This is a genomic window from Halopenitus salinus, assembly GCF_055397165.1.
Map to the genome: position 1 here is coordinate 22,887 of NZ_AP043852.1, position 26,240 is coordinate 49,126.

Annotated in this window: 22 protein-coding genes, 1 tRNA gene and 2 pseudogenes; 9 read left to right on the plus strand and 16 right to left on the minus strand. The window is 56.6% G+C overall.

The genetic code is table 11. The annotated features are described in order from the left end of the window. Positions 1-53 precede the first annotated feature (53 nt). From ACZ5YD_RS00100 to ACZ5YD_RS00135, 8 genes are all read right to left on the minus strand, one after another. Positions 54-1,211: a multicopper oxidase domain-containing protein gene (locus ACZ5YD_RS00100; RefSeq protein ID WP_379739613.1), complete on the minus strand. Its 1,158-nt coding sequence runs from the start codon at positions 1,209-1,211 to the stop codon at positions 54-56. A 164-nt stretch (positions 1,212-1,375) separates the two neighbouring features. Continuing rightward, positions 1,376-1,948, minus strand: coding sequence for a CPBP family intramembrane glutamic endopeptidase (locus tag ACZ5YD_RS00105; protein WP_379739610.1), 573 nt, complete (start codon positions 1,946-1,948; stop codon positions 1,376-1,378). 163 nt (positions 1,949-2,111) lie between these two features. Then, positions 2,112-3,047 (minus strand): cation diffusion facilitator family transporter, encoded by a 936-nt coding sequence (locus ACZ5YD_RS00110; protein ID WP_379739607.1) that lies wholly within the window; start codon positions 3,045-3,047, stop codon positions 2,112-2,114. A gap of 50 nt (positions 3,048-3,097) precedes the next feature. Further along, positions 3,098-5,728, minus strand: coding sequence for a heavy metal translocating P-type ATPase (locus tag ACZ5YD_RS00115; protein WP_379739604.1), 2,631 nt, complete (start codon positions 5,726-5,728; stop codon positions 3,098-3,100). Between the two features lie 109 nt (positions 5,729-5,837). Next, positions 5,838-6,143, minus strand: a complete 306-nt coding sequence (locus tag ACZ5YD_RS00120) for a cupredoxin domain-containing protein (RefSeq protein WP_379739601.1) — start codon at positions 6,141-6,143, stop codon at positions 5,838-5,840. Positions 6,144-6,284: 141 nt separating this feature from the next. Continuing rightward, positions 6,285-7,541, minus strand: coding sequence for a ZIP family metal transporter (locus tag ACZ5YD_RS00125; RefSeq protein ID WP_379739598.1), 1,257 nt, complete (start codon positions 7,539-7,541; stop codon positions 6,285-6,287). A 1-nt stretch (position 7,542) separates the two neighbouring features. Beyond that, positions 7,543-8,802: a multicopper oxidase domain-containing protein gene (locus ACZ5YD_RS00130; protein ID WP_379739595.1), complete on the minus strand. Its 1,260-nt coding sequence runs from the start codon at positions 8,800-8,802 to the stop codon at positions 7,543-7,545. A 128-nt stretch (positions 8,803-8,930) separates the two neighbouring features. Continuing rightward, on the minus strand, positions 8,931-9,608 hold the full coding sequence (locus ACZ5YD_RS00135; protein WP_379739592.1) for a metal-dependent transcriptional regulator: 678 nt from the start codon (positions 9,606-9,608) through the stop codon (positions 8,931-8,933). Between the two features lie 540 nt (positions 9,609-10,148). Between ACZ5YD_RS00135 and ACZ5YD_RS00140 the strand changes: the two are divergent. Both ACZ5YD_RS00140 and ACZ5YD_RS00145 read left to right on the plus strand, forming a co-directional pair. Further along, a pseudogene (locus ACZ5YD_RS00140) lies at positions 10,149-10,995 on the plus strand (arsenic resistance protein); the annotation flags it as partial. Positions 10,996-11,079: 84 nt separating this feature from the next. Then, positions 11,080-11,430, plus strand: a complete 351-nt coding sequence (locus ACZ5YD_RS00145) for an arsenate reductase/protein-tyrosine-phosphatase family protein (RefSeq protein ID WP_379739589.1) — start codon at positions 11,080-11,082, stop codon at positions 11,428-11,430. A gap of 45 nt (positions 11,431-11,475) precedes the next feature. Here the strand turns inward: ACZ5YD_RS00145 and ACZ5YD_RS00150 are convergent. Next, positions 11,476-12,295, minus strand: a pseudogene (locus tag ACZ5YD_RS00150) (IS5 family transposase). Between the two features lie 265 nt (positions 12,296-12,560). Between ACZ5YD_RS00150 and ACZ5YD_RS00155 the strand changes: the two are divergent. The 4 genes from ACZ5YD_RS00155 to ACZ5YD_RS00170 all read left to right on the plus strand — a co-directional run bounded on the left by ACZ5YD_RS00155 (position 12,561) and on the right by ACZ5YD_RS00170 (position 16,934). Next, positions 12,561-14,156 (plus strand): transposase, encoded by a 1,596-nt coding sequence (locus ACZ5YD_RS00155; RefSeq protein ID WP_464384445.1) that lies wholly within the window; start codon positions 12,561-12,563, stop codon positions 14,154-14,156. Positions 14,157-14,658: 502 nt separating this feature from the next. Then, positions 14,659-15,240, plus strand: a complete 582-nt coding sequence (locus tag ACZ5YD_RS00160; protein WP_379739586.1) for a DUF7342 family protein — start codon at positions 14,659-14,661, stop codon at positions 15,238-15,240. A 3-nt stretch (positions 15,241-15,243) separates the two neighbouring features. Next, positions 15,244-15,702, plus strand: a complete 459-nt coding sequence (locus ACZ5YD_RS00165; RefSeq protein ID WP_379739583.1) for a hypothetical protein — start codon at positions 15,244-15,246, stop codon at positions 15,700-15,702. Then, positions 15,699-16,934, plus strand: a complete 1,236-nt coding sequence (locus tag ACZ5YD_RS00170; protein WP_379739580.1) for a phage integrase SAM-like domain-containing protein — start codon at positions 15,699-15,701, stop codon at positions 16,932-16,934. Before ACZ5YD_RS00165 ends, ACZ5YD_RS00170 begins: the two co-directional genes overlap by 4 nt. A 62-nt stretch (positions 16,935-16,996) precedes the next feature. Here ACZ5YD_RS00170 and ACZ5YD_RS00175 read toward each other — a convergent pair whose 3' ends face one another. From ACZ5YD_RS00175 to ACZ5YD_RS00185, 3 genes are all read right to left on the minus strand, one after another. Further along, positions 16,997-18,223 carry a hypothetical protein gene (locus ACZ5YD_RS00175; RefSeq protein ID WP_379739577.1) on the minus strand — a complete coding sequence of 409 codons (1,227 nt, stop codon included), beginning with the start codon at positions 18,221-18,223 and terminating at the stop codon, positions 16,997-16,999. Positions 18,224-18,431: 208 nt separating this feature from the next. Beyond that, entirely contained in the window at positions 18,432-19,319 is an 888-nt protein-coding gene (locus tag ACZ5YD_RS00180; protein WP_379739574.1) for a DUF8172 family protein, read from the minus strand. A gap of 68 nt (positions 19,320-19,387) precedes the next feature. Further along, positions 19,388-19,684, minus strand: a complete 297-nt coding sequence (locus ACZ5YD_RS00185; protein ID WP_379739572.1) for a PadR family transcriptional regulator — start codon at positions 19,682-19,684, stop codon at positions 19,388-19,390. Between the two features lie 362 nt (positions 19,685-20,046). Between ACZ5YD_RS00185 and ACZ5YD_RS00190 the strand changes: the two genes are divergently transcribed. Further along, positions 20,047-22,422, plus strand: coding sequence for a heavy metal translocating P-type ATPase (locus ACZ5YD_RS00190; RefSeq protein ID WP_379739938.1), 2,376 nt, complete (start codon positions 20,047-20,049; stop codon positions 22,420-22,422). A gap of 63 nt (positions 22,423-22,485) precedes the next feature. On the opposite strand, the gene ACZ5YD_RS00195 is transcribed toward ACZ5YD_RS00190, so the two are convergent. The 4 genes from ACZ5YD_RS00195 to ACZ5YD_RS00210 form a co-directional block, all read right to left on the minus strand. After that, the gene (locus tag ACZ5YD_RS00195) at positions 22,486-22,668 is read right to left on the minus strand and encodes a hypothetical protein (RefSeq protein ID WP_201289634.1); all 183 of its coding nucleotides are present in this window, start codon (positions 22,666-22,668) and stop codon (positions 22,486-22,488) included. 54 nt (positions 22,669-22,722) lie between these two features. Further along, a complete protein-coding gene (locus tag ACZ5YD_RS00200) occupies positions 22,723-23,934 on the minus strand; it encodes a hypothetical protein (RefSeq protein WP_379739570.1) in 1,212 nt (403 codons plus the stop codon). 128 nt (positions 23,935-24,062) lie between these two features. Then, complete coding sequence (locus ACZ5YD_RS00205; protein ID WP_379739567.1) at positions 24,063-24,482, minus strand: hypothetical protein; 420 nt, start codon at positions 24,480-24,482, stop codon at positions 24,063-24,065. 40 nt (positions 24,483-24,522) lie between these two features. Continuing rightward, positions 24,523-24,597: transfer RNA gene (locus tag ACZ5YD_RS00210), tRNA-Glu, on the minus strand. A gap of 98 nt (positions 24,598-24,695) precedes the next feature. On the opposite strand from ACZ5YD_RS00210, the gene ACZ5YD_RS00215 reads away from it, so the two are divergent. Both ACZ5YD_RS00215 and ACZ5YD_RS00220 read left to right on the plus strand, forming a co-directional pair. Beyond that, on the plus strand, positions 24,696-25,259 hold the full coding sequence (locus tag ACZ5YD_RS00215; protein WP_379739564.1) for a plastocyanin/azurin family copper-binding protein: 564 nt from the start codon (positions 24,696-24,698) through the stop codon (positions 25,257-25,259). Positions 25,260-25,362: 103 nt separating this feature from the next. Further along, complete coding sequence (locus ACZ5YD_RS00220) at positions 25,363-26,115, plus strand: DUF7260 family protein (RefSeq protein WP_379739561.1); 753 nt, start codon at positions 25,363-25,365, stop codon at positions 26,113-26,115. The last annotated feature ends 125 nt before the right edge of the window (positions 26,116-26,240 follow it).

Sequence of the window (26,240 nt, forward strand, 5' to 3'; positions counted from 1 at the left end):
ACCATTCTGTAGAGTCCCGTTCGGGATGGTTCAGAAAGGTGTCTCTGATCGTGTCAGTTCGGTTCGTAGCCGGCGTACTCCATGAGCTGGCTGAAGATGTCCGAGTCCATGACGGAGCGGTACACCACCCCGGTAAGCATGCCGCCGGGGTAGAACGACCCGTTCATCACGTGGTTGACTTTGTGGCAGTGCATGAGGTAGATCCCGGGATCCGCGTCAGCCGTGAACTCGATCGTGTGCCGTTCCGCGGGGGCGATATTCGTGACGTCGATGTCGTGTCGGGCGGCTTCCGGGACGATCCCGCCGTCCTTTTCAACGCGCTGGAAGCGGTGGTTGTGTATGTGCATTGGGTGGGACATGTACCCACCGTTGACGAGGTGAATGCGGACTAAATCGCCCTTATCGACGATGATCGGAGAGCCCTGTTCGGGGTGGAGCGTCCGGGGCGCGCTCTTCCCGTTAACGGTGAAGACGTCTGGATTGCGTGAGGCCGTGTTGTACGTGAAGTCCGCTTCACCAGCCCACTTCTTCGGGATCCGCGAGTCCCAATCTTTGATCGTCATGAAGTACTCCCGGTCCGCCGGTTCGTAGCCCTCGGGATCGACCCGGAAGATCCCGTACATCCCCATATCGATGTGGCGGTGGGTCTGGAGGTGGCAGTGATACAGGTGCGTCCCCGGAACGTTCGCCGGAATCTCATAGGTGTGCTTCTCGCCCGCGGGAACTTTGATCCCGGTCGACGTCGGGACGCCGTCGTTTTTCCACGTCTTCGTGACACCGTGGAAGTGGATCGTGTGCGGTCTACGCCCGTTCGTGTTGTCGAGCGTCACTTCCATGTCGTTACCTTCGGTCGTACGGAGGATCGGGCCTGGAACGCTCGGATCGTTGTCGTCGGCCTGCCACGCCCAGACACGCGGCAACTCAACTGGACCACCCATTGAATCGAGCGGGTGGACGGCGTGTCGTGCCGGCTGCGTCCCCATCGTCACAGAGCCTCCCTGCTCGTCGACGTTGACCACCGTCGGAGGACTGGTGTAGGGAAGGTCAGACGATGTCGTCTGGGCTTCACTCGGTGTGCCTGTAGCTGCTGTCGGGGCGTTAATTGTTTTTGATGAACAGCCCGCCAACGCCGATACGCCCGTCACGCCGGTCGCAGCAAGAAATTCTCGCCGGGACAGTCCGGTTCCGGGGGCGCCGAAAGGTGTCGTCATGGTTCATTCGACACATTGGGCTGTCGCGACAAACGAGGACTGCAAAATTCCTGTTTTTGAGAAGGCAAGCGAATATGTTCGGCAACAGTCGGACGGGCTTCACAAGCAAACTGAGGGTTTGCTGTCGAAAGAACTGAGATCTGAGACCCACAGATAGCAGACAGTTACATTCCACTTGTTGCCGTCAGATACGCGCTCGTGAATTGAATCGCATTGTACGCACCGTGAATCAGAGCCGGAACAACGAGGTTATCGGTGTACTCGTAGGTCGTACCGAGTACCAGAGCTAGAACGAATGCGATACCGACGTACACGAGCTTCCCTTCTCCACTCAACGAGAAGAGATGGATCGATGCGAAGAGGGCGCTCGCAAGAACGATTGCACGGGTTGGATGTAGCGTTTCTCGGAGTGTCCCCTGAACCAGTCCTCGGTATAACAGCTCTTCGCCCGGACCGACTAGCAGAAATGATAGAGGAATGAGAATTAGAAAAGCTGTCGGATTTTGCTGACCAACTGTTACTACTTGGTTTTCTGCTGATTCCAGTCCGAGCGAGGAGATAACGCGTGATGAGACAATGAGCAATCCGAGAAGTGTACCTATCCCCCCGATGATTACAGCAACATCTCGCCTGTCCGGAATCGAAAGCGAAACGAATTCGAAGTCGAGATCTCGGAATCTGAGATAGAGGATTGAGAGCCCTCCGAATGTCACCCCCTGTAACAAGATCGTGCTCATTACGAGGCGCAACGATGGACGAGCGGTTACATCGACCCCGAATGCGCCCAGCAGTGCGGCAACGATGGTGACAATTATCGACCCAATAACCGTTGAGCCGTACGTGAGCCCAACTGCACTCCCGACAGACTGAATCCGTGTCGTTATTTCTGTCATTTGAAAATTAGTGGTTGTGACTCGTGTTGTCGGCAATCTCCGGGTCCATCTCAATCTCACCCACTAGTTCGACGGTTGCGTGATCGATTTCATGGTCGGAAAGAAGCTGATGGACGCGAGAGCGGATCGCCTGATGTTGGTCTAGTGATGTGGGCTCATACTGAAGACGCACTGTTGCTACGGTCAACTGACTACATACTTGCCAGACGTGTATGTCGTCGACGTCTTCAACGCCATCGACAGTTGTCAGTTTATTTCGAAGTTTATCCGGTGAGATAGGGCTCCGTTCTAAGAGAATTGAGGTGCTTCCGCGGAGTACCTTTCCTGCCGAAACGAGCACTAACACGCCGATGAAGATGGCAGCCACCGGGTCGGCGACAGGTAAATCGAACGTGACGACGGCGAGTGTCGAAATGATCACCGCGACTGATCCACCGGCATCGCCGAGAAGGTGATAGAATGCGCCGCGCTCGTTGAGGCTCATCTCGCCCCCTTGTACGATATAGACCGATCCCAAGTTGACAAGCAAGCCGCCGCCGGCGATGATCAGCGTCATTGTCGGATCGATCTCAACCGGGTCCAGGAACCGTTGATATGATTCCCACAGGATGTACCCGACCATCGGAACGAGCAGTATCCCGTTGAGAAACGCAGCAACCGGCTCCAGTCGATGGAGTCCGTACGACCACTCAGCACCGCCTTCGAATCGTTCCGCGGTGTAGCTCGCGCCGAACGCCATCGCGTATGCAAGCATGTCGAATAGCATGTGGAGTGCATCGCTGATGAGAGCAACCGAACCGAAGAGGAGTCCACCAGCCAATTCGGCAAGAAAGCCAAGGAAATTGACGACCGCTACGAGGGCAAGTCGGCGCGTACTGCTGCCTGTTTCGGTTGTTAGTTCATATTCTTCCGTCTCTTCGTGAGCATGCCCGTGTTGACTCATACGTTTTGATCTGATAAATTCGTAATGTCCGGTATTACGACTCTCAAGCGTCAGTTGTTCTCTGTCTCCGGTTCGACGTGAGAGAGTCGCATCGCGTTCCCGGTCACGGCCATCGTCATTCCCGCGTCGCCGGCGAGGACGGCGAGCCAGATGGGAACGTACCCGAACGGGACCGCAAGTGCGAGTCCGGCCTTGACACCGAGGCTGGCCCAGATGTTTTGCCGGATGACGCCGTTTGCGTCGTTCGCAAGCTCGTAGAGGTACGGGAGCTTCGCGAGGTCGTCACCCATTAGTGCGATGTCGGCCGTCTCCAACGCGGTGTCCGTTCCGGCTGCGCCCATCGCAATACCCACCGTTGCCGTCGCGAGCGCTGGAGCGTCGTTGATGCCATCACCGACCATCGCGACGCCCTCGTGTTCCTCAATGAGCTCCTTGACGGCAGCCACTTTCTCGTCTGGGAGCAGTTCTGCCCGGTACTCGTCGACTCCGACTTGATCAGCGATCGCGCGAGCAGTTCGCTCGTTGTCGCCGGTCAGCATGACCGTCCGTGAGACGCCGAGATCCCTGAGCCGAGCGATCGTTCGCGCTGCTTCGGGACGGATCTCGTCGGCCACGGCGACGATACCCTCAAGTTCGTCTTCTGTGCCGACGAGGACGACCGTCTTCCCTTCCGACTGAAGCTTCGGAACTGTCTCTTCGAGCAGATCGAGGCAGTTGTTCCGATCACAGATCTGCCGGGCAGTCTGCCTGACGACACCCCCGTCGGTCGTCGCATGGACGTGTGAGAGATCGAAGCCTAACTCCTCGAACAGACCCGGCTTCCCGGCGAAGTGCGGCGTGCCGCCGAGATCGGCACGCACTCCCTTTCCGGTGATGCTTTCGAAGTCATCGATATTGCGCTTTTCGACCCCCATACTACCGGCTTCAGCGACGATTGCCTCGCCGATGGGATGTTCGCTCCGCTGTTCGAGCCCACGCGCACATCGGAGGACATCTTCTTCGGAATTTTCGTTCAGTGGAACGACGTCAGTGACAGTTAGTTCACCTTTCGTGAGCGTCCCCGTCTTGTCGAAGGCGACGACGTCGACGGCGCCCATCGCTTCGAGATGGTTACCGCCCTTGATCAGGACCCCATTCTTCGCGGCGCTCGTGATACCAGATACCACAGAGACGGGCGTTGAGATGACAAACGCACACGGACAGGCCAGTACCAGTAACGTCAGCCCGTAGACGACGGCCGTGGGCCACGTGGTTCCAAGGACGTACGGGCTCCCCACTGTCGTCAGGATGGCGAAAGCGACGACGACCGGCGTGTAGTACGTCGAGAAGCGCTCGACGAACTGCTCGCGCTCGGTCTTGTTCGATTGAGCGTCTTCGACCATCTCCACGATACGCGAGAGCGTGTTATCGCCGGCTTCGGAGGTAACCTCCACTTCGAGATACCCCTCTTCGTTGATCGTGCCGGCGTACACCTCGTCTCCCATCGTCTTGTCGACGGGCACGCTTTCCCCCGTGATGGGCGCCTGATTGACCGCGCTTTCACCGTCGACGACGGTCCCGTCTAGCGGGATCTTCTCGCCCGGCTTCACGACGACGACGTCACCGACAGCGACCTCGTCGACGGGAACCGTCTCCGTACTACTGTCTCGCTTGACGGTCGCTTCGTCCGGCGAGAGGTCCATCAACTCCCGGAGCGAATTCCGGGCGCGATCCATCGAGTACCGTTCCAGCAGCTCGGCGATGCTGAACAGGAACGCGAGAGTGGCGGCTTCGAAGTAAAGCGCTTCACCGAATGCGAGGCTCGCGATCAACGCCCCGAGGATAGCTACCGACATCAGGAAGTCGATATCGAGGTTCAAATTCCGCGCTGAGTAGTATCCGTTGCGAAGGATCTCTTGGCCCCCGAAGGCGACGGCGACAAGGAACAGTCCGTCAGCAATCAAAAGCTCCGTGCCGAGAAGGCTCGCAATCTGTACGTTCTGCCCAGTGAGGAAGAATTCAAGGAGCAGACCGAGGGCAACGAATCCACCGCTGATCCACGTCTTGAGTGCCCGCGGACTCACCCAGATGCTCTCGCGTTCCTCGGTCGCGTTCTGACCTTCGGACTCGTCGCTCGAACTGTCTGTAACCTCGTATCCAGCACGTTCGATAGCACAGATTATCTCGGCTTCTCTGGTTTCCGAAGAATCGTACGTGACAACGACGGTTCCGGTCGTTGGCTGGGTCTCATATGCTGTGACTCCAGCTTTGCCGAGTGACTTTTCGATCTTCCCCGCACACGAGGGGCAGTCCATCTCGGGCACCGTGAATTTCGTCGTTATTTCGTCGACGTCTTCGACGGTGTATCCAGCTTTTTCGACCCGATCCGCTATCTCGGTAGCGCTGGTTTGCTCGCGGTCGTATGAGACTGTCAACGTTCCCGTCGTCACTTGCGGGTCGAGACTGTTGATCCCGTCCAGTTTTTCGACGCTGTTCTCAACTTTCCCTGCACACGAGGGACAGTCCATCTCCGGAACTGAGAACTGTGTAACATCCCCTTGTCCGTGTGGTGGTGGGGTGTCATCGACACCCTTTGTATGCTGAATAGACTCGTGACGATGCTGAGATCCCTCTTCGTGCGTGTGGGTTCGGTTCGGTGGTTCGCCACGTTTGTCGTGGGAATCGTCGTCAGGTGAGGTCATTACTCACCGCTTGCCGCTACAGATTTATTAACTCTACTGCGATATCTGGTCCATATTATGTTAAATATTAATAAATACTATGGATTAGATTATTAACATTCCTGTCAGATCATCTCACTCGAACTGTCCCGACCATTCCAGAACTTTCATGCGGAATACAACAGTACCCGTACGTTCCGGGTTGATCAAACGTGTGCTCGTAGTTCTCTCCCGGGGCGATGAGTCCCTCAGTAACCCGGTTCCTCGCAGCACGCTCTGACTCGAAGCCACCACTTGCGAAGTATACGGCCTCGGCAGGAATTTCGTCTTCATACGCTGTGACCGTGTGCTGGACGTCGCTCTCGTTCGTCCACGTCACTGTCCCTCCGGTTTCGATCGTCGCAGTCTTCGGCTCGAACGTGTGATCGTCGGGCATCGTGACGGTCAGGGTCGACGGTGACTGTCCGTTCAAACATCCGGCGGTGCTGAGCGTCGCCAAGGCGGCAGTACTGAGTCGCAATACCGTCCGTCGATTGTAGGATTTGAGTGCCATTGGAACAGAGATGGATGGTACCTCTCAGAGCGCCACGAAGAAGTCGGTCACGTACATCACGCCGAGGCCGAGCAGGAACGCGAGCAGGTTCGTGGCGCTAGCCACGCGACCGCCTGCATCCCGAACCATTCCCGCGATCTCCCAGTTGACCTGTAGGATCGCACCAACCCCGATCGCGAGGAAGAAGGCTCCGATCGTCGGAGAGTACGCGAGACTACCGATCCACCCGCCGAGGATGACGGGGGCACCGGCGATGACGCCGAGCGCGGCGAAGTGCTTGAACGACGGACGCTCTCCGCGGGCGACCGGTGCAACGACGGCCGGGCCTTCCGTCACGTTGTGGAGCATGAACCCGATCACGAGGAACGCGCCGAGCGACACACGCCCGAGTGCGAACGAACTCCCGATCGCCAGCCCTTCCGCGAGGTTGTGTAGGCCGATTCCGATCGCAACCAGATATGCGATCCAGAGACCGTTACTCGCCCGACTGTCACCGGCGGCGACACGGCCTTTGCGCCACGCGCTGATTGCCTGAACGAGAGTGAGCGCGCCGAGGATCCCGAAGACGACCAAAAGGTCGCCCTCGTACGCGCCCGGAACTCGTTGAGCGAGTTCGAACGCCTCGAACCCGGCGTCGAACGCCAAGAAACCGAGGACGCCGGCCGCGAACAAGAGCACGGCGTGCAGCCACCGATCGCTCATCGTCTTGATGTAGGGGAACCACAGCATTCCTAATGCGACTGGGATCACACCGACGAACAGCCCGATGACTGCAAGCGTCCAGAGCAGGCTGAGGCTGAATCCGGGTGCCTGACTCGGAGCGACGATCGTATTCTCGAATGTCGCCCCGTCAGAGAGTACGAGGGCGACGTTGAGATCCCATCCCGGATTCCAGTGATACGGGATCACGATCTGTGCGCTTTCCATCGGAGCGAGCGTTTGGTCGCCACCAGCTCCTTCGACCTGAAAATTCCAGTAGGCCTCATCGACGAGGACCTGTGCTATCGTCACGGAATCGGGCCCGTTGTTCGTTACGTGTAACACGACCGTTTCGTCGCTCGGAAGCGTCGTGTGCGTGATCGTCACGTCGGGAAGCGGTTCACCACTCTGGCTCTGAATACTCGCGAGTGGTGACGTAAACGCGAACACACCCAAGACGAGTACGAGCAACACGACCGGGAGTATCGCGCTGACCCATCGCGGTAGTCCGAGCGGCTGTGTGACCTCGTTTTCAGTAGATACACCACCGTCTGGCGTCGGGTTTTGTGTCTTATTCGCCATATTAGACCACCTCAAAGAAGCTCATCCAGCCGAGTTCGGCGAACTCGGACTGATGGGCGTGGAACATGTACAGCCCGGGTTCGTGATCTGAGTAGTCGAGTTCGATGATACCGCGTTGCGCCTGCGTCTGCATGATCGTGTCCACGGTCTTGCGCGTCGGTGTCAGCGTAGTCCCGTGGTCATAGTAATCGAAGAACTGCGAGTGCGTGTGGAACGAGTTGATGAGGTCGAACTCAGTCGCATTGGAGAGATACACGCGTTGCCGTTCGTTCTTGTCGATCTGGATGGGACGCTTCGTCTCGCCCGCCGTCCAGTTGCCGGTGCCGTCGGTACTACCGACCCCGTATGCGAACGCCCGTGTGTTCGCCGCGTAGACCTCGTTCCCGCCGTCGAAGTTGGTGTCGAACGAGTTCATCACCATGACCATCTCGTTGACGGCGCCGTTTTCGGCGTACTCGTGGTTCCGGCTCTTCGCCTCTTCGACGAACCGCGTCCGCATGTCGTCGGTAATCGGGCCGGGGTAATTGACGTAGTCGCGTGGATTCTCCCTGACCCGTTCGGGGTCTGGATCGACGATGATCGTGCCGTAGAGTCCCCGGTGGATGTGTTCTTTCAGCGGGAGCGAGTGGCAGTGATAGAAGTGCGTACCGGCGGGCTGGGCGATCCACTCGTAGGTGAATGATTCACCCGTTTCAAGGACACCAGGCCCGTTTTGGGGGATTCCGTCCATTCGCGGGTTGAGATTCTTCAGATGCGGATGAATCGTATGTGCGTGCCGACCCAGGTTCGTGAATTTAACGCGGATTAGGTCGCCCTCAACGGCACGGATCGTGGGCCCCGGAACCTGACCGTTGAACGCCCACGCTTGGAACTCGACGCCCGGAGCGATGGTGATCGTTGTGTCGACCGCGGTGAATTCGAACTCCCGTACGGTTCGACCATCCTCCTCGTAGACTTGCTGCGGCACGTTATCCTGCCCGCTGTCTCCGGTATTGAACGCGGCGAGAAACTCGTGCGGATCGAAGTCCAAATCTCGGTATTCGCCCACCGCACCGAAGTTACCGTGTGTATCATCGCCCTCGTGGTCGAGTGACGCACTTGCACGTGAACTCCCGAGTCCAACGGCAGCACTTCCCGCGACACCAAGACTGCCGAGTACCGTGCGACGACTGACGCTCGTTTCACCAGAGAGTGATTCAACCAAACGCTGTTCGAGTCGTTTGGTGACATCTGCCGCACTCTCGTAATCTATCGAGGGCATGATCTCCTCGACGGGTTGACTATTCGGATACCCATATGTGATAGTGGATTAGCCCAATATATAAATTAGATCTATCTAAACTTTGAGCAAGTCTAAACTAAAAATATACTAGCAAACTTCCGAGCTTCTCAGTGAGAACTCTGTGTGAGAGATTGGGTGGATATGGAACATGCGACTTCTTCGGGTAGCGCAACCGGATCATCTCCGCTATCAGGGTCAAGTGTGACCATTCCGAATGGCGCAATCTCGACAACATCTACGACAGTTCCGGGGAGAATCCCATGTTTGGACAGGTACCGGAGGAGATCTGGATCGGTGTCCGGAACCCGTACGATCTGAACGCTGTCACCCACTTGATGATCAACAAGACGTTCACCATCCTTTGCTCCCGATATATCCAGATCCGCGGTGGGAATTGGGTCGCCATGCGGGTCAACCGCTGGTTGTCCTAGCTGCTCTGCAATCCGGTCGGCAAACTTACTGCTGATGTGGTGTTCGAGGCGATCTGCTTCGTCGTGTACCTCTGCCCAATCATACTCGAGGTGGTCCGTCAGATATCGTTCTAACAGTCGGTGATGGCGAATAATTTCGAGAGCAATGGGAACTCCAGTATCAGTGAGCTCAACTCCCTTGTAGGGTTCGTACAGCACGAAATCACGCTCTGATAACTTTTTCATCATACTGGTAACCGTCGGTTGCTCTACATCCATATACTCAGCGAGCACCGAGGTTCGTACCCGGTCGTCCGCTTCGTTCTGGAGATAATAGATCGCTTTAAGATAGTCTTCCATGATCGCGCTCAGCATTGAGAAATAATTAGATAATGCTAACTTTATAATTTACTGCGTCCGTCTTACTTGAAGTGATAATTATTGATTGTGTCCAGCCAGCAACCACAGCCAAAATTGAGGTAGATGTCGGCGGAGTAATCGGTTGATCGCCCTATTGAATTCCGTGGTTCTGTTGAAATCCTCTTCTTCAGATAAGTTCTCGTCTGAAACAACCGATCGATAAGAGTTGCTAGTAGCACGGGCAACTTTGGGTGTCTGCTGGTGGATCAAAGTGGATTGTAGTACTGAGAGCGATTATGAGACCTGAACGCCCTCGGCCCGCTCGGCGGGATCTGTGGCGGATATCCTCGTTCCACTCGGATAGGGCCGCCGCAGATCCCGCGAGGCGCGCCTCGCCCGTTCAGCCCACCAGGTCAGACCGCCGCAGCACTACAGCCACACCCCTCCCCAACCGATTCCTTCGTTCGTTCCACTCACTCAGTCATCCCTCGCACAGTGTCGTCGCGCCACGAGGGCGCGACAGCGCGCGCCACTGCAGTTTGTTACGTAGGTGGACTGTACGTAACGTTTCTCGAAATTCCGTTCGTTCGGTTCCGGCGGGCGTTTCTTAGCGGCCGCGCTCGGGATGAACTTCCTCGTTGTTCCCGTCATCGTGTGGGGACTCACTCGGTTTCTCCCGACCGATCCGGTCGCTCTCGTCGGTGTGTTAATGGTTCTCTTGACGCCGTGTATCGACTATGTCATCACCTTCACCGATCTTGCCGGCGGCAACGCCGAGCAGGTAACGGCGGCGACGCCAGCCTTGATGCTGGTACAACTCCTGTTACTTCCGGTGTATCTCTGGCTGTTTATGGGAACAGAGGTTGCGGAGGTTATCGAAGCCGGCCCCTTCATCGAGGCGTTCCTGATAATCATCGCACTTCCACTTGCGCTCGCGTGGCTCACCGAAGTATGGGCGGAACGGTCTCCAAGCGGCGAGTCGTGGCAAGCGACGATGGGCTGGTTGCCCGTCCCGATGATGGGTGTAACGTTGTTCGTCGTCATCGCCTCGCAGCTCCCCCGCGTACAGGATTCAATCGGTCAGATTGTGGTAGCCGTTCCGATATATGTCGCGTTTCTCGTCATTATGCCGTTACTCGGGCGGCTGGCTGCCGGGCTGTTCCGGATGGACGTTGGCGAGGGTCGCGCGCTCGTTTTCACCTCAGTCACCCGGAACTCGTTGGTTGTTCTCCCTTTAGCGCTGGCGCTCCCGGCAGGCTATGAGTTGGCTCCGGCCGTTGTCGTGACGCAGACGCTTATCGAACTGACCGGAATGGTCGTTCTTACAAGAGTGGTTCCGTCTTGGCTTCTACCGGAGCGCCCTACGCCTATTGTGCTTTCTGACAGAATACAAGGCGATTAAGCCCTCATACTCTTGCCGCTACGACTGTAACATAGGAGTCTGAAACTCGCATTCGTCTGTGTAGGGAACGCTGGACGGAGCCAGATGGCAACGGAATTCGTAGAACGTGAACGAGATGAGCGAGGGATGGATGTTGAAATTGTAACGGGGGGCGTCAATCCATTCGACAGCGTCCATGACGAGGTTGTCAAAGTGATGAAAGAATCTGACATCGACATCAGCGACCGAATACCGCGAGAAATCACGCCAGCCGATATTGAGGACGCCGACTATGTTGTCACGATAGGGTGCTCTCTCGAACAGTTCCGTCCGGATGGGTGGGATGGAGAAGTGCATCAATGGGAGTCAGAGGCATCTGCTGGCGAGACTCTATCTTCCTATCGAGCATTTTGTGATAAAATCCGAGCCGTGTTGAGGCGTTCTTCGATGAGATAGAACAGACGACTCAATCGTGAGTGATACTTCACCTGTATTGACTGCTCAGAGTGATCGGTCTACATTATGAATGAGACAGGCGATGGTAAGTTCCCGGAACTGTTTCCACCAGTATCGTGAGCGGACGAACGCACCATATTTTTACTTGAGCGTAGAGTTGACCGTCTCGGATTGACCTCGCTAGCCGTAGAGTTCAGCGTCTAACCGCGCGTTCCATGCCTTATGGAGCGATGTGTACTCACGATGCTTGATCAGTGGCCGAACCTCGCGTTGACGGGCAAGTCGTCTGATTTTCTGGTCGTCGTAGCCTTTGTCACCGAGCAGAACGTCAATACTCTCGGGGTTGCGCTTGATCAACGACGGGGCGATCTGGCTATCGTGTTTCCGTGTCGTCGTCACGTGGAGATTGAGGATTGCGTTCACTTTCGTATCGACCAGCAGTGTTACTTTGAGCTGCTGAATCGTGAGTTCTGCCTCGTTTCGTGTAGTGTTTCGAAGCGTGACTGCGGTCGAATCCTGACGCATCAATTCCGATGACGCTTGCCGGAAGTAGGGTCGCTGAGAGAATCAATATGATACGCCATACGGTCATATCAAGTCGATTGAATGCCTTACAGAGCGTAGATGGAGTAGGAAGTTCGGCTACCCCGAGAACACGACGAATACGTGGCATCCCGATCAGTTCGTCAAGCAGGCCACGATAAGTTGTGTTCTTCCGAACTTTGAGACACAACAGAACAACGTGTTAAGAGGGTGTATAGCGGTGTTTGGAGAGCTTCGAGGAGTATCGAGAGACTGCTCGCCGGGCCAGATGGATCGCTTTCTCAGTAAACCGGAGAATCTGCGACTTCGGGAGAGCCTTCATTTCGTGGAATTACAGGACGAAAATGTAAATCTCAGAGGATTTCAACAGAGCCAATTCCGTTGTTCTGGCTCTCTTTGTGCTTTACCTGGGTGCTCTTCTCAGGTAACACTGTAAGGTATTGACCACAATCAAGCCAGCATATATCACTTGAATGGTATTTCAATCTAGCTGCAAATTCGTGTTCTACTCAACGTTTCCACTCAAAGCGTTGATTTGTAACCTTCCTCAGTATATTGTATGAGCACCTCTGACGATTCACCTTCTAGTGAAAATTTTTGAATGCACTCTGTGCGAAGCGTACCAGCTAGGGATCACCATCCGTGACGAGTTCAAAGAAACCGATCTCGTCACTGCGTTCGAGAACCTCGATCACTCGATAGACGCGATCGAAGACGAGTATCCAGCGTGGCATCCTGCGTCACTCTCGTTTCGCGCGATGGTGCTCTCGTTCGTGTTCATGGAGATAACGGGTGACTCATACGCCAACTTCACTCGACTACTCACCCGCCAACCGGAAGTAGCGACTATCCTCGGCTTCAGCCGAGTGCCCGACGAATCGGCGTTCTCGTGGGCATGGCGGAACCGATTCGACGACGCGATCCACGAATACGTCCACGCTGCCGCCCAATTCGTTGTCAAAGAGGTCCACGATCGTAACATCTCAGCGCCCGAGGTTCGGCCAAAGGCAGAGATCGTCGAGGATACTGAGGAAGCCGCAGAATCAGTAGAAGACGAATCCTTCTCACAGGAGAAGATCATCCAGACGACGCGCCTCGCACGTGATCACGCCTATAGACACTTCGACTCGGATCGGGCGTCGAACGCCTCGTACGAGGACACACAATTTTTCGAGCTACAGACGTTCATGGGGATGGTTCGGTGCGGAACCTCACAGGGGGCGACTCGCTTCCAATATCGTCGTGGCGAAGAGTACGGACCGCATGGCGACACCCACCTCCGCACCGTCAAGCAGTTCGAACCTGACGAGCTCATAAACGGCTTCAATGAGACAACGGACCGCTTGCTCTCCGTGATCGCCTCAGAAGCATCGTTCCGCCGGTCAGTCACTGCCGCGATCGATATCACCGCCATTCCCTACTACGGGGATACCGAGGAGATGCCGATGGTCAGCGGGACCAAAGACAGAGACAGTCGAGCCTTCAAATTCGCAACGCTCTCGATCATCGGACAGAATATCCCGCTCGTTCTCGCCGTGGAACCGGTTCGAGAGAGCTCTGAGTGGGATGAGAACCCGTCGAATCAGATCCATCGGACTGTGCGACGGCTCGTTCGACGAGCGAAAGAGTATGTTCCAATCGAGACAGTGCTGTGTGATCGGGAGTTCGACTCGATACAGGTGTTCCAGACACTCTCAAACCTCGATGTGAACTACCTCATACCCAAGCGGGTCTCCACCTCCGAACGGGATGTACTCGAACAAATGGAGGGAGACGACCAAGAGGTGGCTGTTGAGTCGGCTTCTATCCATGTGGAATCCGGATCGCATCCAATGCGGCTCCTGTACGTGCCGTCGACGAGTGGGGAGGGGACAGCCGTCTTCGCGACGAATCTCCGAGTGGGGCCCGATGAGGCCGAGGCGTTCTGTCGGCGCTACAGCCGTCGGTGGCAGATCGAGAGCGAGTACAGATCGATCAAAGGTGACTTTCTCGCGAAGACCTCCTCGAAAGACTACCGCGTTCGCTTGTTCTACTTCGTGTTCGCGGTCCTCTTGTACAATATCTGGCGGCTCACCGACTTCCTGCTGAAAGCAGGCGTCGACGGTGAGATGGACTACGCACCCGTGTTGACTGCGGGTGAGTGTGTTGAGCTCGTTGCCTCAGCATTGATTCCACACGACTAACCCGCTGAGCTCTCGCTGAGTCTGCCGTTCGGAAGTGGCAACTCTATTCAGGAGCGCTAAAATCCATACAATTTCGTACGCTTGTCCGGTAGTTCAAACTCAGAGATTCAAAAACGGCCCTTGAGTGGTGAGAATGACCATGGATAGATGGCGATTCAACCCAAAACCAGCTCATCCTCCGAGACTGTGGGTGGATGCACAGGAAAATTCTGTATAGCATAATACGGTATATGCCTGTTCTATCGTGTGAGAATCGGCTCTCTGGGGCTCGTATTCCCTGAATTCCATCGATCGATCTATTTTGCACATTGGTCTTGATTATGCCCGTAATCACGACCACTTTGAAGTACCCCGACGCCGTCGGTGAAGCACGAATGCTGCAACCGCCTCACGACGGCGCTTCCTCCGGGGTAGCGCCACTGAGACCGGGTTCGAGTTTGCTCTGGCTCTCCTCAGCTGAGGTCGAAGCGATAGGCGAAGGAGTACTTTCGGTATAGAACGAATGACCTCAACCTATATTAAGACAAAGCCCGAACGATGTTGTATGACCGAAGACGAATCGAACTCCGAGGGCCTGATGGAACGCCAGACCACGGGTGAAGACCGCGTGCGGATGACCGCCCGGCAGTTGTCGGAGCCGCGGACAGCCAACTGGATCGCTTCCGAAGCGGGCTGGTCACACGAGCCGACGAAACGCGTCCTCGAACGGCTCGTTGACGATGGCATCCTCCATCGCGACGACAGCGGTACTCACACCACGTACTACCCCGATTACCGTCGTCAGGCGATGCAAGAGGCGATGCGCCTCCGGGACAGCGGACACACTGTCGAGGAACTCACGGATCGTCTCGCCGATATGAAGACGCAGATCCGCGACTGGGAGGACGAATTCGGCGTCGAGTCACCGAACCAGCTTCGCGGGACGCTCGCTGACGAGGCTCTGGACGCTGATGAGGAAGATCGGCGCCGTGAAATCGCCCGCGAGTGGGAGCACCTTCAACGGCGTATCCAGATCGTCGGCTTCGCCATCCGCGAATGGGACTTTCTCGCGCCGACGACAGAGCCTGCTGAGGCCAGCAGCTAACGGATGTCGGTCCCGCATCCAGGTGGTGATCCGAACGCGAACCTCTACGCCCAGCTGAAGCGAGACGTCCTTGACCGTGTGCCACAGATTTCGGCGGTCGAGTTCGTACCTGACGATATCGAGGCCAAGCAGCTGCGGGCGGTTTTTGATCCAGCCCGCCTTGATCCCCCAACGGGCCCTGATTCGCCGGAACTGACCGTCAAGTGGTATCGACAGGACCCACACGATTGGTTCCGTATCAACTACACCGACCCGAACACGGGCTTTCACGCCGGCTGGCACCAGGACGAAGACCATCCCGATCTCGGACAGGCGCATTTCCAGTACTCAGCTGCTGATACGGAGGACCGCTGGGGGATCACATTTGAACACGAGACTCCTTCCCTGATCCTCTGGAAAATCGTCGAAGCACTCCTCGAGGATGCTCGTCCGACTTACCAGTACGCGAACGAGGAACCATGACACCCCGAGAACGCACCGATCAGTCACTCGCGAGTTCCTTCGAGCGCTACCTCCAGGACAAGGGGAAAGGCCGCGGTGGCGACGGCGGGAACTATCGGCGTAACGCTGCACGCGAGCTCGAGCGGTTCGCCGAGTGGGCCGCCGGCCACCGCGGCGCCGACGGCTGGACCGGGATCGTCCCCGACGACCTCGACCGCGAGCCGACCTTCGTCGATCTCGACGAACGCGTCTTCCGGGAGTACGCCCGGCATCTCGGTGGAGATCGAGGACTCAAACAGAATACGGTACAAACCTATTACCGCTATATCTCTGCGTGGTGCGGGTGGTGTGTCAACGAGGGATATCTCGAAGCGCACTACGCGCAGCGGGCGAGTGCGATGGCGCCGCTGCCGGAGGACGACGGCCGCAAGCCCGGTGACCAGCAGGCTTGGACGTCCGAGCAGCGCCACGCGCTTACCCAGAACGTCGACGAACGTGCCCGCGACGCCGTTGAGGCGTACACGACACTCCCGGAGGATACTGATCCCGTCGACAAGCAGCGAGCGCACTACGCGGCGTTGAAGGCGGCTCGTGACCGGGCTCTGGTGTTCGTCCTCGCGTACACAGCTGTCCGCGTCGGGGAACTCCTTCGGGATCCGAACGATCCGCGCCGGCGCGGCGTCCGCTGGGAGGACCTCTCGCTCGACGACGGGAGTATGGACGTTTACCGGAAGAAACAGCAGTGGGATGCCGCGAGTCTCCCTGACCCGGTGATCTCGCCGCTGCGGAGCTATCGAAGGCTGATGGACCCACCGACGGAGCGCTGGCCGGTGTTTCCGACGTTCGACCAACGGACGCTCGCAGGGCTCGTGCGGGACGAGCTGGCTGACCAAGGGGAACACCCGGATGCAATCGATGAGCGACGTGAGGAGTACGCTCGCGACCTATTGTTGGCTCTCGACGAGGACGTTCGGCCGCCGTCGATCACAACGGATGGAGCACGGTCGATTCTTCAGCGACTCTCGGAGACCGCAGAGATCGACATCGACCATCCAAAACACGAATATCTTGCCCCCCACGGTGGTCGCCGCGGGATGGGTGAGGTTCTTGTTCGTGCGTTTGGTTACACCGTCGCTGCCCGGTATTTAGACAACTCTGAGGAGATGGTGAGAGAGCGGTACTCACATATTGAAGCTGGTGAACTCGGCGACGTCGCAACTGAAGCACTAGAAGAGATTGATAGTCTTACATAATTGTAGGCGCGCTCTCAACACAATACGTTTTCAAGAAGACAGGGTAGATGACCAATTGAGGACTATTCGTTTTTGAGCATCTGCCGGATCAACGGAGTCAGAACCGCGGCAGCGTACCCTGCAGCACCCCACTTCGACGTCATCGAGTAAGCAATATACCCCGCTATCCCTCCAATAACTGCCCGCTGGTAATTTGTAGGTTGCTCATTAAACCACTCTCTGGTCTCAGAACCTGCTAAAATGAAATACGTAATCTGAGTCGGTACCTCCAACGCCAACTCAAAAGAGAAACTACCTGCATCCGGCAGAGTAGCATCCACAGTAGTCTCAGCAGGGCCCGCCTCCGGAACCACCTCGGCAGTAGCCTCCAACGGCTCGGCGTCTACACTTGTCGTCGACGTCGGATCAACAACCGACCTCTCAAACTGGGAAGACGGATAGCCACTGGCCGCAGCTGCCGCACTTACGGACGGTTGAATTGCCGCTAAATCAGCCAATACAGACTGAGGAACCCGGATATCTGCAATCACATCAGATAGCATCAAAGCAGCTGATCGAGCAATCATATTTTGCTGTTCCTCAATGACCGCAGTCAATGGAGCCAAACTCCGTGCGAGTGCCATCTCCTGCTGAGCAATAATCGGCTGGAGGGCACTTGCCACCATTTTTTCCGTTCGAAACAGATCTGAACCCACCACGCCAGCTAAAAGAGAAGTCTGATTCTGAAGAACCGTATCGTGGATGTCCGGAATATTAGCCACCGCAGCAATCGTGGAAGCCGGGATTTCAACACTCGGAACTAGCTCACTCATATCCAGATTCAATCCTTCCCAGTCAAAGGGTAGCGGCGGCGTCTCCTCCTCTGGTGGCTCACCTACTGACAAATCCTCAATATCGTGGTCCAAGTACAGCGCACCGACATACTCTCGAAGCAGATCTTCAACTGGCTCATCGTCATTCCCCTCGTCGAACTCCTCCTTCAACTCTTGTTCCAGAGAAAAGTACGCTCGTGATGGCCTCGACGCCTTCGTCGCCACATCCGAGGGATCCTCGAAGATCAATCGGTAAACCGTGAGTGCCTCCTTCGTCGTCTCCACAGACAAGTCAGTCTCCTCAGCAACCGTTTCTATATCTCCTACATTACGCCATAATTCGCCGGCCTCACGAACCGTCTCTACCCACTCAAACGATACCTGCTCCTGACGCTCCTGGCGCTCCTCCTGAATCGCCTCCATCAACTCCTCAAAATCAGCTTCACTACTCGGTTCCTCGTCTTCTTCCTCACTCATTACCAGAAGGATAAGTCGTACGGCGTAAAAAGACACTTCTCCTGATCAGCTATTTGGCTGCTCCAGCACTAGGTTTATACTGCTTGACGGACTTCTTTTCGGTATGAGCCTCGAAGAGACGGTCGACTACCTCGCTGAAGAACTTGATCTTGAGCGAAGTGAACACGTCCGTGAGGTCGGTCAGTCGGTCGCCGAGCTTCGCGACTGATCAGAACATTTCTCTGAAGTCACGTTCGACGAGTCCGTCCTCCAGATACGTGATGAACTCTTGTTTCGTGGGTCGTTGACGGTCGAGCAGATCGTCCCGTTCTGCACGTTCGAGAACTGCCTGCGCGAAGTCCGTACAGTGGGATTCATGCTGCTCAGCGTACTTCGAAAGGGCTTCTCGCCAGTGCATATCCAGCTCGAACTCGGCTAATCGGATTTGGATTCCGTCTTTCCGTTCGACGAGGTCGACGTTCAGGTCTTCGAGTTGCTTGAAACGGAGGTTGTTCCGTCGGACCGTGATGAGCCGCTTGGAATCGACGATGTAGGGATTGACCCACTCTCGCCAGGTATCGTCGTCGACGTGTGTTCGTGACATCTCAAAATCCGGATCCACACTCTCAATACAGAACTGAAGCATCGCGATGCCAGTTCGATGATTCGCATTCGGGAGGGAATGTCGGAGAATCAAATTCGACATCACCTCTCCAGCGACGGTCGGGAGTGGTGCTCCCCAGGATACGTGATCAAGTCCCTGCTGGATCTTTTGTGGTTCGAACTCCTTGTAGAGTCGAAACTCATCCTCTTCGCGAGCATCGACAGCGGCTTCGAGCAATTCCACTAATCGGAATGCGACAACTTGTCCAGCACGGGGGAGGTCACGAATACGGTCGCTCAGCCATTCCTGATCGAAGTTGATGTCTTGGGCTAATTCGATCTCTGAATCGCCTTCGTAGAGCACATAGACCGGTGTTTCGAAGGGATACCCGATGAGCTTTGTCGACTCGTCGGATCGCTCCCGCTGAGAACGAATTTCTGCTACCGATGCCGAGCTATATTTGAGTGAGAAATTCTCGGCCTGTGGGTGGTGATAGAAAACGAGCCGAGCCATCTAACTGTGTATTCGTGGGAAGTGGGTAAAGCAGTCCCGCTTTTATACTGAGTTCTACTTGCCTGGTTCTACGACGTCGTGGGTGCGTTCACGTCCTCTAAATATTGGCTTTCCCACTCACGTCGCGCCTTGATTTCCCGCACCCCGCGTTGTGTGACCGTGTACACGTTCGTTCGTTTGTCGAGTTCACCCTTCTCGAGCAGTCCTTTGTCGACGAGGTCGTCGAGGTTCGGATAGAGCCGCCCATGATTGATCTCCTGTTCGTAGTAGTCGTCGAGTTCGGCCTTGATTGCGAGCCCGTGTGGTTCCTCGAGCCCAGCAGTTACGTACAAGATGTCCCGCTGAAACCCAGTCAGATCGTGCATCCGTCTGTTTCCAATTTTTGAGGGGTGGCATATGTTCTCTCTGGTCCTCAAAGGCGGAGATTCGGACCAAGGGTATCTACGAGTATACTCGTCACCGAATAGCGTTTAATATCGAGGCATCTGTATCTCCGGTAATGTCCTTTCGGCTGAGGTCGCCGTTGAGGCTCCGTGTCTGTGATCGGCCCGCTGTCAGCAGGTGGTAATCAATTGTGTCTTCATCTCAATCACTATCTCCCCCGTGCGCGCTTTGTGGTAGGGCTGTCCCCGACGATCGAGTCGTGGCTGAGGACGACATCGTCTTCTGCTGTGATGGTTGTCGAAACGTCCATCGGGGGCTCGGTAGCGATGGGGTTCACAGTCAGATGGCCCCGACAGACGGCACTATACATGAATCCGGAATTAGAGCGGGCGAACGCGAGGCAGATCCGCGTCCAACGGGGACTGAGGAACGAGCCTTCTTCCAGGTCGACGGAATGCACTGTGCGACGTGTGAAGCGTTTCTGGAATCGGTTGCTGAAGGCTGCGAGGGCGTCACTGACGCCGCGGCGAGTTACGTCACCGAGACGATCCGTATCACATACGACCCTGACCGCGTCTCGAAGGAGACTCTCTGTGATACCCTGAGTACACTCGGCTATTCGGCAACCCTCCGTGCTGGAGGGAGCGATGACGCACCGACTATAATCGGGCAGTCGCGCCGGTCGGACGAGCAGAATGAACGAGGGATTGACGAGGTGCTGGGATTTCGTTACGCTGCTGGTGTCATTTTCGGGACGTTCATGCTCCTCCCGTATGCGGTCCTCCTCTATCCGGCGCAGCTCTCGTCGTTCTTTGGTGAGGGGACGCTCGATATGTACGCGAGTGCGTCCGGGATCGGCGGTGGAGATGGCCTGTTGATCCTGCCGCTCTTTCTCGTTCTGACGGGTGTCGTCCTCGTGTTCACCGGCCTGCCGCTGTTACAGGGTGCATATGTCAGTCTGAAGATGCGACAGCCGAACACGGACCTGCTTGTCGCACTCCCCATCGTGAGTGCCTACGTGTACAGTACGATCGCCTTTCTCCTCGGTCGGATCGACGTTTTCTACGATCTCACGATCGTGGTTGCCGCGAGTGTGGTGGCTGCCATCTTCTACGAATCACTGAGCAAGCAGCGAGCGATGGATCGCCTGACTAATCTCACTATCTCCCACGTCACCGAAGCCAGGCGGTATGGCGCCGATGGGACGACGACGATGGTCGACGTACACGGTCTTGAACCCGGGGAACGGGTTCTCGTCCGTGAGGGCGAACGCATCCCAGTCGATGGTGTTCTCGCTGAGGGTGAGTGCACGGTCGATGAAGCGATCGTGACGGGCGAGTCGCTACCGGTATCGAAACAAGCTGGGGACGAGGTCGTCGGCGGGGCGATCGTCACAAATGGGGCTGCTGTCCTCACGGTGAGCGATGAGACAACCAGTAGTATCGATCGCCTCATCACCTCTGTCTGGAATCTCCAGAGTGGGGATCACGGTGTCCAGCGGCAGGCCGATAGGCTCGCGTCAGTCATCATCCCGGTCGTTGTCGGTGGGGCGGTACTCGCTGGATTGGGGTCGCTTCTGGTGGGGGCTGGCATTCCCGTCGCCGTCCTGACGGCGCTGATAGTTCTCTTGGTGGGGTGTCCGTGGGCACTTGGCCTGGCAACCCCGCTCTCGGTGGCAACCAGTATCGAACAAGCGGTAGAGCGGGGCATCGTCATCTTCGACGAGACCGTCTTCGAGCGCCTTCGGGACGTCGACGTCGTCGTCTTCGACAAGACGGGGACGCTCACGACCGGCCAGATGGATGTCCTCGAGGCGGATGCACCGTCGGATCTGCTTGCAATCGTCGCGGCCCTCGAACAGCGAGCATCCCACCCAGCGGCCGACGCAATCGTGAATACGTTTGCACAAAGGAATCAGGAGGGCGATCGCTCAAGAGCCGATGGGGGGGTTGCCGATGGCAGTGACCACGAGTACGCAGCGGACATCACTGAATTCACGAGCCACGCGACCGGCGTCGAAGGAGTCGTCGAGGACACGCGCGTTCTCGTCGGGAATCTCGATCTCTTCGCGGAACTGGGGTGGTCGGTTAGCGAGCGGATCGAGACGCGTGCCGCAGAGGCACGAACGGCCGGTCACCTTCCGGTCGTCGTCGGTCGTGACGGTCATGCAGAGGGCGTCATCGTCGTGGGCGACGAACCACGGGTGGGTTGGGATGACACACTCACGCATCTGAATGACCGTGATATCGAGATCGTCGTTCTGACCGGTGATGACGAGGCTGCCACTGACTTTCTCGACAGTCATCCTGCCGTCGATCACGTTTTTGCGGGGGTCCCGCCGGCAGGCAAGACCGCGACGATCCGGCGGTTACAGTCCCGGGGACAGGTTACGATGGTTGGTGATGGAACGAACGATGCACCGGCTCTTGCGACCGCAGACCTGGGAATCTCGCTCGGTGGTGGAACGGCACTCGCGTCCGATGCCGCGGATATTTCTATCGTCGATGACGATCTCGCAGCGGTGGGGACGACGTTCGACCTCGCAGATGCAGCTCGTCGGCGTGTCAAACAGAACAACGGGCTAGCGCTGCTCTACAATAGGATCACGATGCCCCTTGCGGCGACGGGGTTGCTGAATCCGGTGTTTGCGATGGGAGCGGTCGTGGCGACCGGCGGTCTCCTCGCGGCGAATTCGTTTCGAGACCTGCTTACCGAGTAGCGGCTCTAACCCCGCGAAGCGGCAGATACCTGCTGTAACCGGGTGGAGTCGGTTCCTATCGCTTCAGTTGAGAAGTTCGAAGACACTGAGGCCCGCGTACCCGACCGCAAAGCCCGCGACGATGATAGCTCCAGAGAAGATCTGGTAGAACGGGGTCGACAGGAGGAAGCCGGTCGCGAGGGTACCGACAACGATCAGTACCGCTGCCAGTACCAAAAACACGTACTGACGACGTTTCCCCTTCATATATTGAGACATTTGTCCCCCTTGGTACCGTGAGATCACGGTAGATACCTTACCTCAGTCGGCCGGGATGATGGCAGCCGATTGATCGGGCTGTCGGGCTGCTTGGACCGAGTAGATCAGACTTCCGGTGAAGAGGACGAAGCTTCCAACGATGAATACTGCACTGAGCGGCGAGGCCGAATCGACGAAGACCCAGTAGAGAGGGGCGGCAATCGATGGCCCGGCAGCAAGTACCGCGATCTTCGCAACGAGTGGCCCACAGCACCCACAGGTACACGTCCCGACGATTGCAGCACTTCCGGCGGTCCCTTCGGTCATGCCGGCTCGTTCCTCGACGCGCCAGTGCCGGGCGATGAGCGCGGCGTTCAATCCGATGAGTGCGCTCAGCATCCCGACGACGATGACCTGGCCGGGTGACAGGGCTAGGAAGAACGGGATATGTATGAACGGGAGATGCGGAATCGCGATTTCGAGCGTCGGCCACGATACTAGCTGATAGATTGCGGGTAGAACGACGACCGTCACCTCTTCGGGGAAGCCCTCCTCGGGGAAAAACGAGAGGTATCCTGTTATAGAGACGAAAAAGAGTGCTAACACGACACCGACGCCGATGCCGAAGCGACGCGCAACTGGATCACGCATGACTGCGCGGATGACACTCCCTGCGTCCTTCCAGACGACATAACCGACCAGGATTGGCGTGCCGAGGACGATTGCGTACCCGAGTGGATGCGTATCGCTTGCCAGTCCTGGAAGGAGGTAGGGGTACGAGATCCACAATCCCATGAGGATGCCGAGGAACGTGTACCGTGGTCGGGATGGCCAGCGGAGCCACCCAACGACGAAGCTCGCGACCATGATGCCCAAGCCACTCAGCAGCGCCAGTGGCTGATACCACGCTCGGGGGAACGGCATCGAACTCGCAGTATATGTCGGATCTGGGGAGAGCCCTTCGAAGAGTACAGCTCCGAGTGCAGTGATAGCGATACCGGCGAACACGCCGTACAGAGCGGTTGTCTCCGTGATCCGATCTGTCCGTTTGAGAAGGATGAATCCACCGAGAATAACGGCACCAACGAAAGCAATAATTACACCGTGTCCTTGCGAGAGTCCACCGCTTCCGGTTGTACCGTGGGCGGACGCGACGGGAACCTGAGTGAGCGTAACAATCGCTGCGAGAAGTACAGAGAGTGGCCGAATAGATCCGATTCGAGAGGTCTGTCCACGGGAGGGGGCCCCACGTGGTTGACGCTCTTCTGGTGACATTATTCTGTCTTGGACAGGGAGCCACTTCTACCTGACTGATTCACCCCTGATATCCTGGGTTTGACTGTCGTTGGATCATGCTGGGTGTGGAAATATCCTCCTCCGAAAGTATGACCGGCACGGTGAATTCACTCGCTGTCCAGAAATACGAGGAACTGTATATGCTTGAGGAACCAGACCGGAAGAACGGCTCCAACCACTGCAGCGAGTAGGAGACTATTCGCTGCTGTCCACACGATTTGCCCGAGGACGGTGCTAATAATCAAGACGCCGTTGTACGCGATGGCATTCACCGCTAAATCGCCTCTCGACTCAGGCCGGGGCCACTTGACGAGACTGGGCTTGATTGCTGATGTCCGACCGGAAGCTACGGCGACAAGAAGTCCGAGTAAGCCGGATACAAACCATCCGAGAACAGCCGGTGGCCAGCTGTATACGACCGTGGCGGTGGCAAGAACAATCAGACACGGGCTGGTGATTGCACAGATCTCTACAGAGACATAACGGGTTAAAATGTGTTCCTCGGTTTCTTCTTGTGCGGTGGCCATCTGTGAGGGTTCTGAGTAGAGCAATGGAACGAATGGGGAATGCTCCGTCGAGGATTTGAACCTCGGTCCGCGACGTGAGATGCCGAGATGATTGGCCGAGCTACACTAACGGAGCATCTCGAACTTGTGGCCCCAGTACTTCAAATTCAGGCGGTGTCCTATTCACTGGGAATCCGCCGTTTCCCCTTATGCTGAGGGCTTTGATATCCCGGTATGGAACGTCGACAAGTTCTCAAGACAGCTGGAATCCTAGCAACAGGTGGCGTAACTGGTCTCGCAGGATGTAGCAGTTCGGGGAACGGGGACGGTGGCGACGAGCCGACCACGACCGCAACGCAGGAGACGGCTGGTGGGTCGGGCGACTCGAATACTGTCATGATGGTCACCGAAGGGAGCGAGTATTATTTCGATCCAATCGGGCTGTTCGTCGAATCAGGTGAGACAGTCACGTTCGAAATCCAGAGTGGGAGCCACTCAGCAACCGCTTACAAAGAGGGCACGAGTTCGGCCTCAGTAACTCGGATCCCCGAGGGAGCGGAGGCGTTCAATAGTGAAACGCTGAGCCAAAAGGGTGCGACCTACGAGCATACGTTCGAGACTACGGGGACGTACGATTATTTCTGTATCCCGCACAAGTCCCTGGAGATGGTTGGTCGGATTGTCGTTGGCGAACCCGGCGGTCCCGCGGAGGGGAGTATGCCGCCGGACGGCGACGTTCCTGAAAGCCAGACCATCGTCGATCAAGGCAGCGTCTCGTACAGCTCGTTCTCCGGGTAGGCGGTCGCGTACCCTGCGAGCTGTGCGCTCCAGAATCACTTGTACACCATATGGTCGACACTGACAGTGCTTCGGACCGTCAGTACGGAGACACACGCTGTCGATGACGCTCGCACAAGGCTCGTGGCCGACATACACGGATGCTGCCCTCGATAGTGTTCGGCGAGAACGACGCGAGGTCGAACGCGAATGTCGAGCATTCCAACGGTTTCACCAGCGTATTCAGACCGTTGACACACAGACTCCTCGGTTCGAACGGTCCGTTGTTGGAGTGGATCAGAACCTTACATCCGAAGAGAAGTCGATTCGTGATACCATCGAGCCGTGGTATCATGATACTGTGATGGCGGTCGGCCACTACAGCGACGTGTACGGTGATTCGTTCGAGGAGAGCCTCAGTGCCGAATTCGGTGTCGACGTGCTGGTTCTAATTTCGGAAGCGACTACGTTCTCACCGCTCATCAAACAACAACTCCTCGAGGCCGCACAGCAGTGTATTGACAACCGCCGGGTCTTTCTGGAGGCGCTCAAGGCTGAATTCACTACGCTCAAAGACGCACAATCTACAGGTCAAGAGATCCGAGAGGCGATAGTAGAACTTGATTCTACGGAATCACAGGGAATCTCAGATACTGAACTGACCGATCGATACGACACGCTTCACATGTTGAACGATGAATGTAAGAGTTGGATCCAGCAACGGCAGGAGGAAATCCACGCTCATCGAATCGATCAGTCGGCAGACGTGGATGCCTACACTGACCTCTGTTCGTACCTCTATGAGGGTCTGGAGGTTGACTATCCGGTATTGGCGACGTTTGTCGATATCTTGGAGATCATCTCCCAATATGAGTAGTTCTCTCTTTCACCTTCTACTCAGTCTTGATGTCCTCCCATGGCTGAACAGTAGTTGCTGATTTGGCTGCGATTAGTGCTGGCAAATTCGGCGATGGAATCGAAAGACCCCGTGGACCGGGTGCA

Coding starts and splice junctions, on each gene's coding strand:
- ACZ5YD_RS00100 (WP_379739613.1), bottom strand. CDS start 1,211: ATGACGACACCTTTCGGCGCCCCCGGAACCGGACTGTCCCGGCGAGAA.
- ACZ5YD_RS00105 (WP_379739610.1), bottom strand. CDS start 1,948: ATGAGCACGATCTTGTTACAGGGGGTGACATTCGGAGGGCTCTCAATC.
- ACZ5YD_RS00110 (WP_379739607.1), bottom strand. CDS start 3,047: ATGAGTCAACACGGGCATGCTCACGAAGAGACGGAAGAATATGAACTA.
- ACZ5YD_RS00115 (WP_379739604.1), bottom strand. CDS start 5,728: ATGACCTCACCTGACGACGATTCCCACGACAAACGTGGCGAACCACCG.
- ACZ5YD_RS00120 (WP_379739601.1), bottom strand. CDS start 6,143: ATGCCCGACGATCACACGTTCGAGCCGAAGACTGCGACGATCGAAACC.
- ACZ5YD_RS00125 (WP_379739598.1), bottom strand. CDS start 7,541: ATGGCGAATAAGACACAAAACCCGACGCCAGACGGTGGTGTATCTACT.
- ACZ5YD_RS00130 (WP_379739595.1), bottom strand. CDS start 8,802: ATGCCCTCGATAGATTACGAGAGTGCGGCAGATGTCACCAAACGACTC.
- ACZ5YD_RS00135 (WP_379739592.1), bottom strand. CDS start 9,608: ATGCTGAGCGCGATCATGGAAGACTATCTTAAAGCGATCTATTATCTC.
- ACZ5YD_RS00145 (WP_379739589.1), top strand. CDS start 11,080: ATGGCAACGGAATTCGTAGAACGTGAACGAGATGAGCGAGGGATGGAT.
- ACZ5YD_RS00160 (WP_379739586.1), top strand. CDS start 14,659: ATGACCTCAACCTATATTAAGACAAAGCCCGAACGATGTTGTATGACC.
- ACZ5YD_RS00165 (WP_379739583.1), top strand. CDS start 15,244: ATGTCGGTCCCGCATCCAGGTGGTGATCCGAACGCGAACCTCTACGCC.
- ACZ5YD_RS00170 (WP_379739580.1), top strand. CDS start 15,699: ATGACACCCCGAGAACGCACCGATCAGTCACTCGCGAGTTCCTTCGAG.
- ACZ5YD_RS00175 (WP_379739577.1), bottom strand. CDS start 18,223: ATGAGTGAGGAAGAAGACGAGGAACCGAGTAGTGAAGCTGATTTTGAG.
- ACZ5YD_RS00180 (WP_379739574.1), bottom strand. CDS start 19,319: ATGGCTCGGCTCGTTTTCTATCACCACCCACAGGCCGAGAATTTCTCA.
- ACZ5YD_RS00185 (WP_379739572.1), bottom strand. CDS start 19,684: ATGCACGATCTGACTGGGTTTCAGCGGGACATCTTGTACGTAACTGCT.
- ACZ5YD_RS00190 (WP_379739938.1), top strand. CDS start 20,047: ATGGCCCCGACAGACGGCACTATACATGAATCCGGAATTAGAGCGGGC.
- ACZ5YD_RS00195 (WP_201289634.1), bottom strand. CDS start 22,668: ATGAAGGGGAAACGTCGTCAGTACGTGTTTTTGGTACTGGCAGCGGTA.
- ACZ5YD_RS00200 (WP_379739570.1), bottom strand. CDS start 23,934: ATGTCACCAGAAGAGCGTCAACCACGTGGGGCCCCCTCCCGTGGACAG.
- ACZ5YD_RS00205 (WP_379739567.1), bottom strand. CDS start 24,482: ATGGCCACCGCACAAGAAGAAACCGAGGAACACATTTTAACCCGTTAT.
- ACZ5YD_RS00215 (WP_379739564.1), top strand. CDS start 24,696: ATGGAACGTCGACAAGTTCTCAAGACAGCTGGAATCCTAGCAACAGGT.
- ACZ5YD_RS00220 (WP_379739561.1), top strand. CDS start 25,363: ATGACGCTCGCACAAGGCTCGTGGCCGACATACACGGATGCTGCCCTC.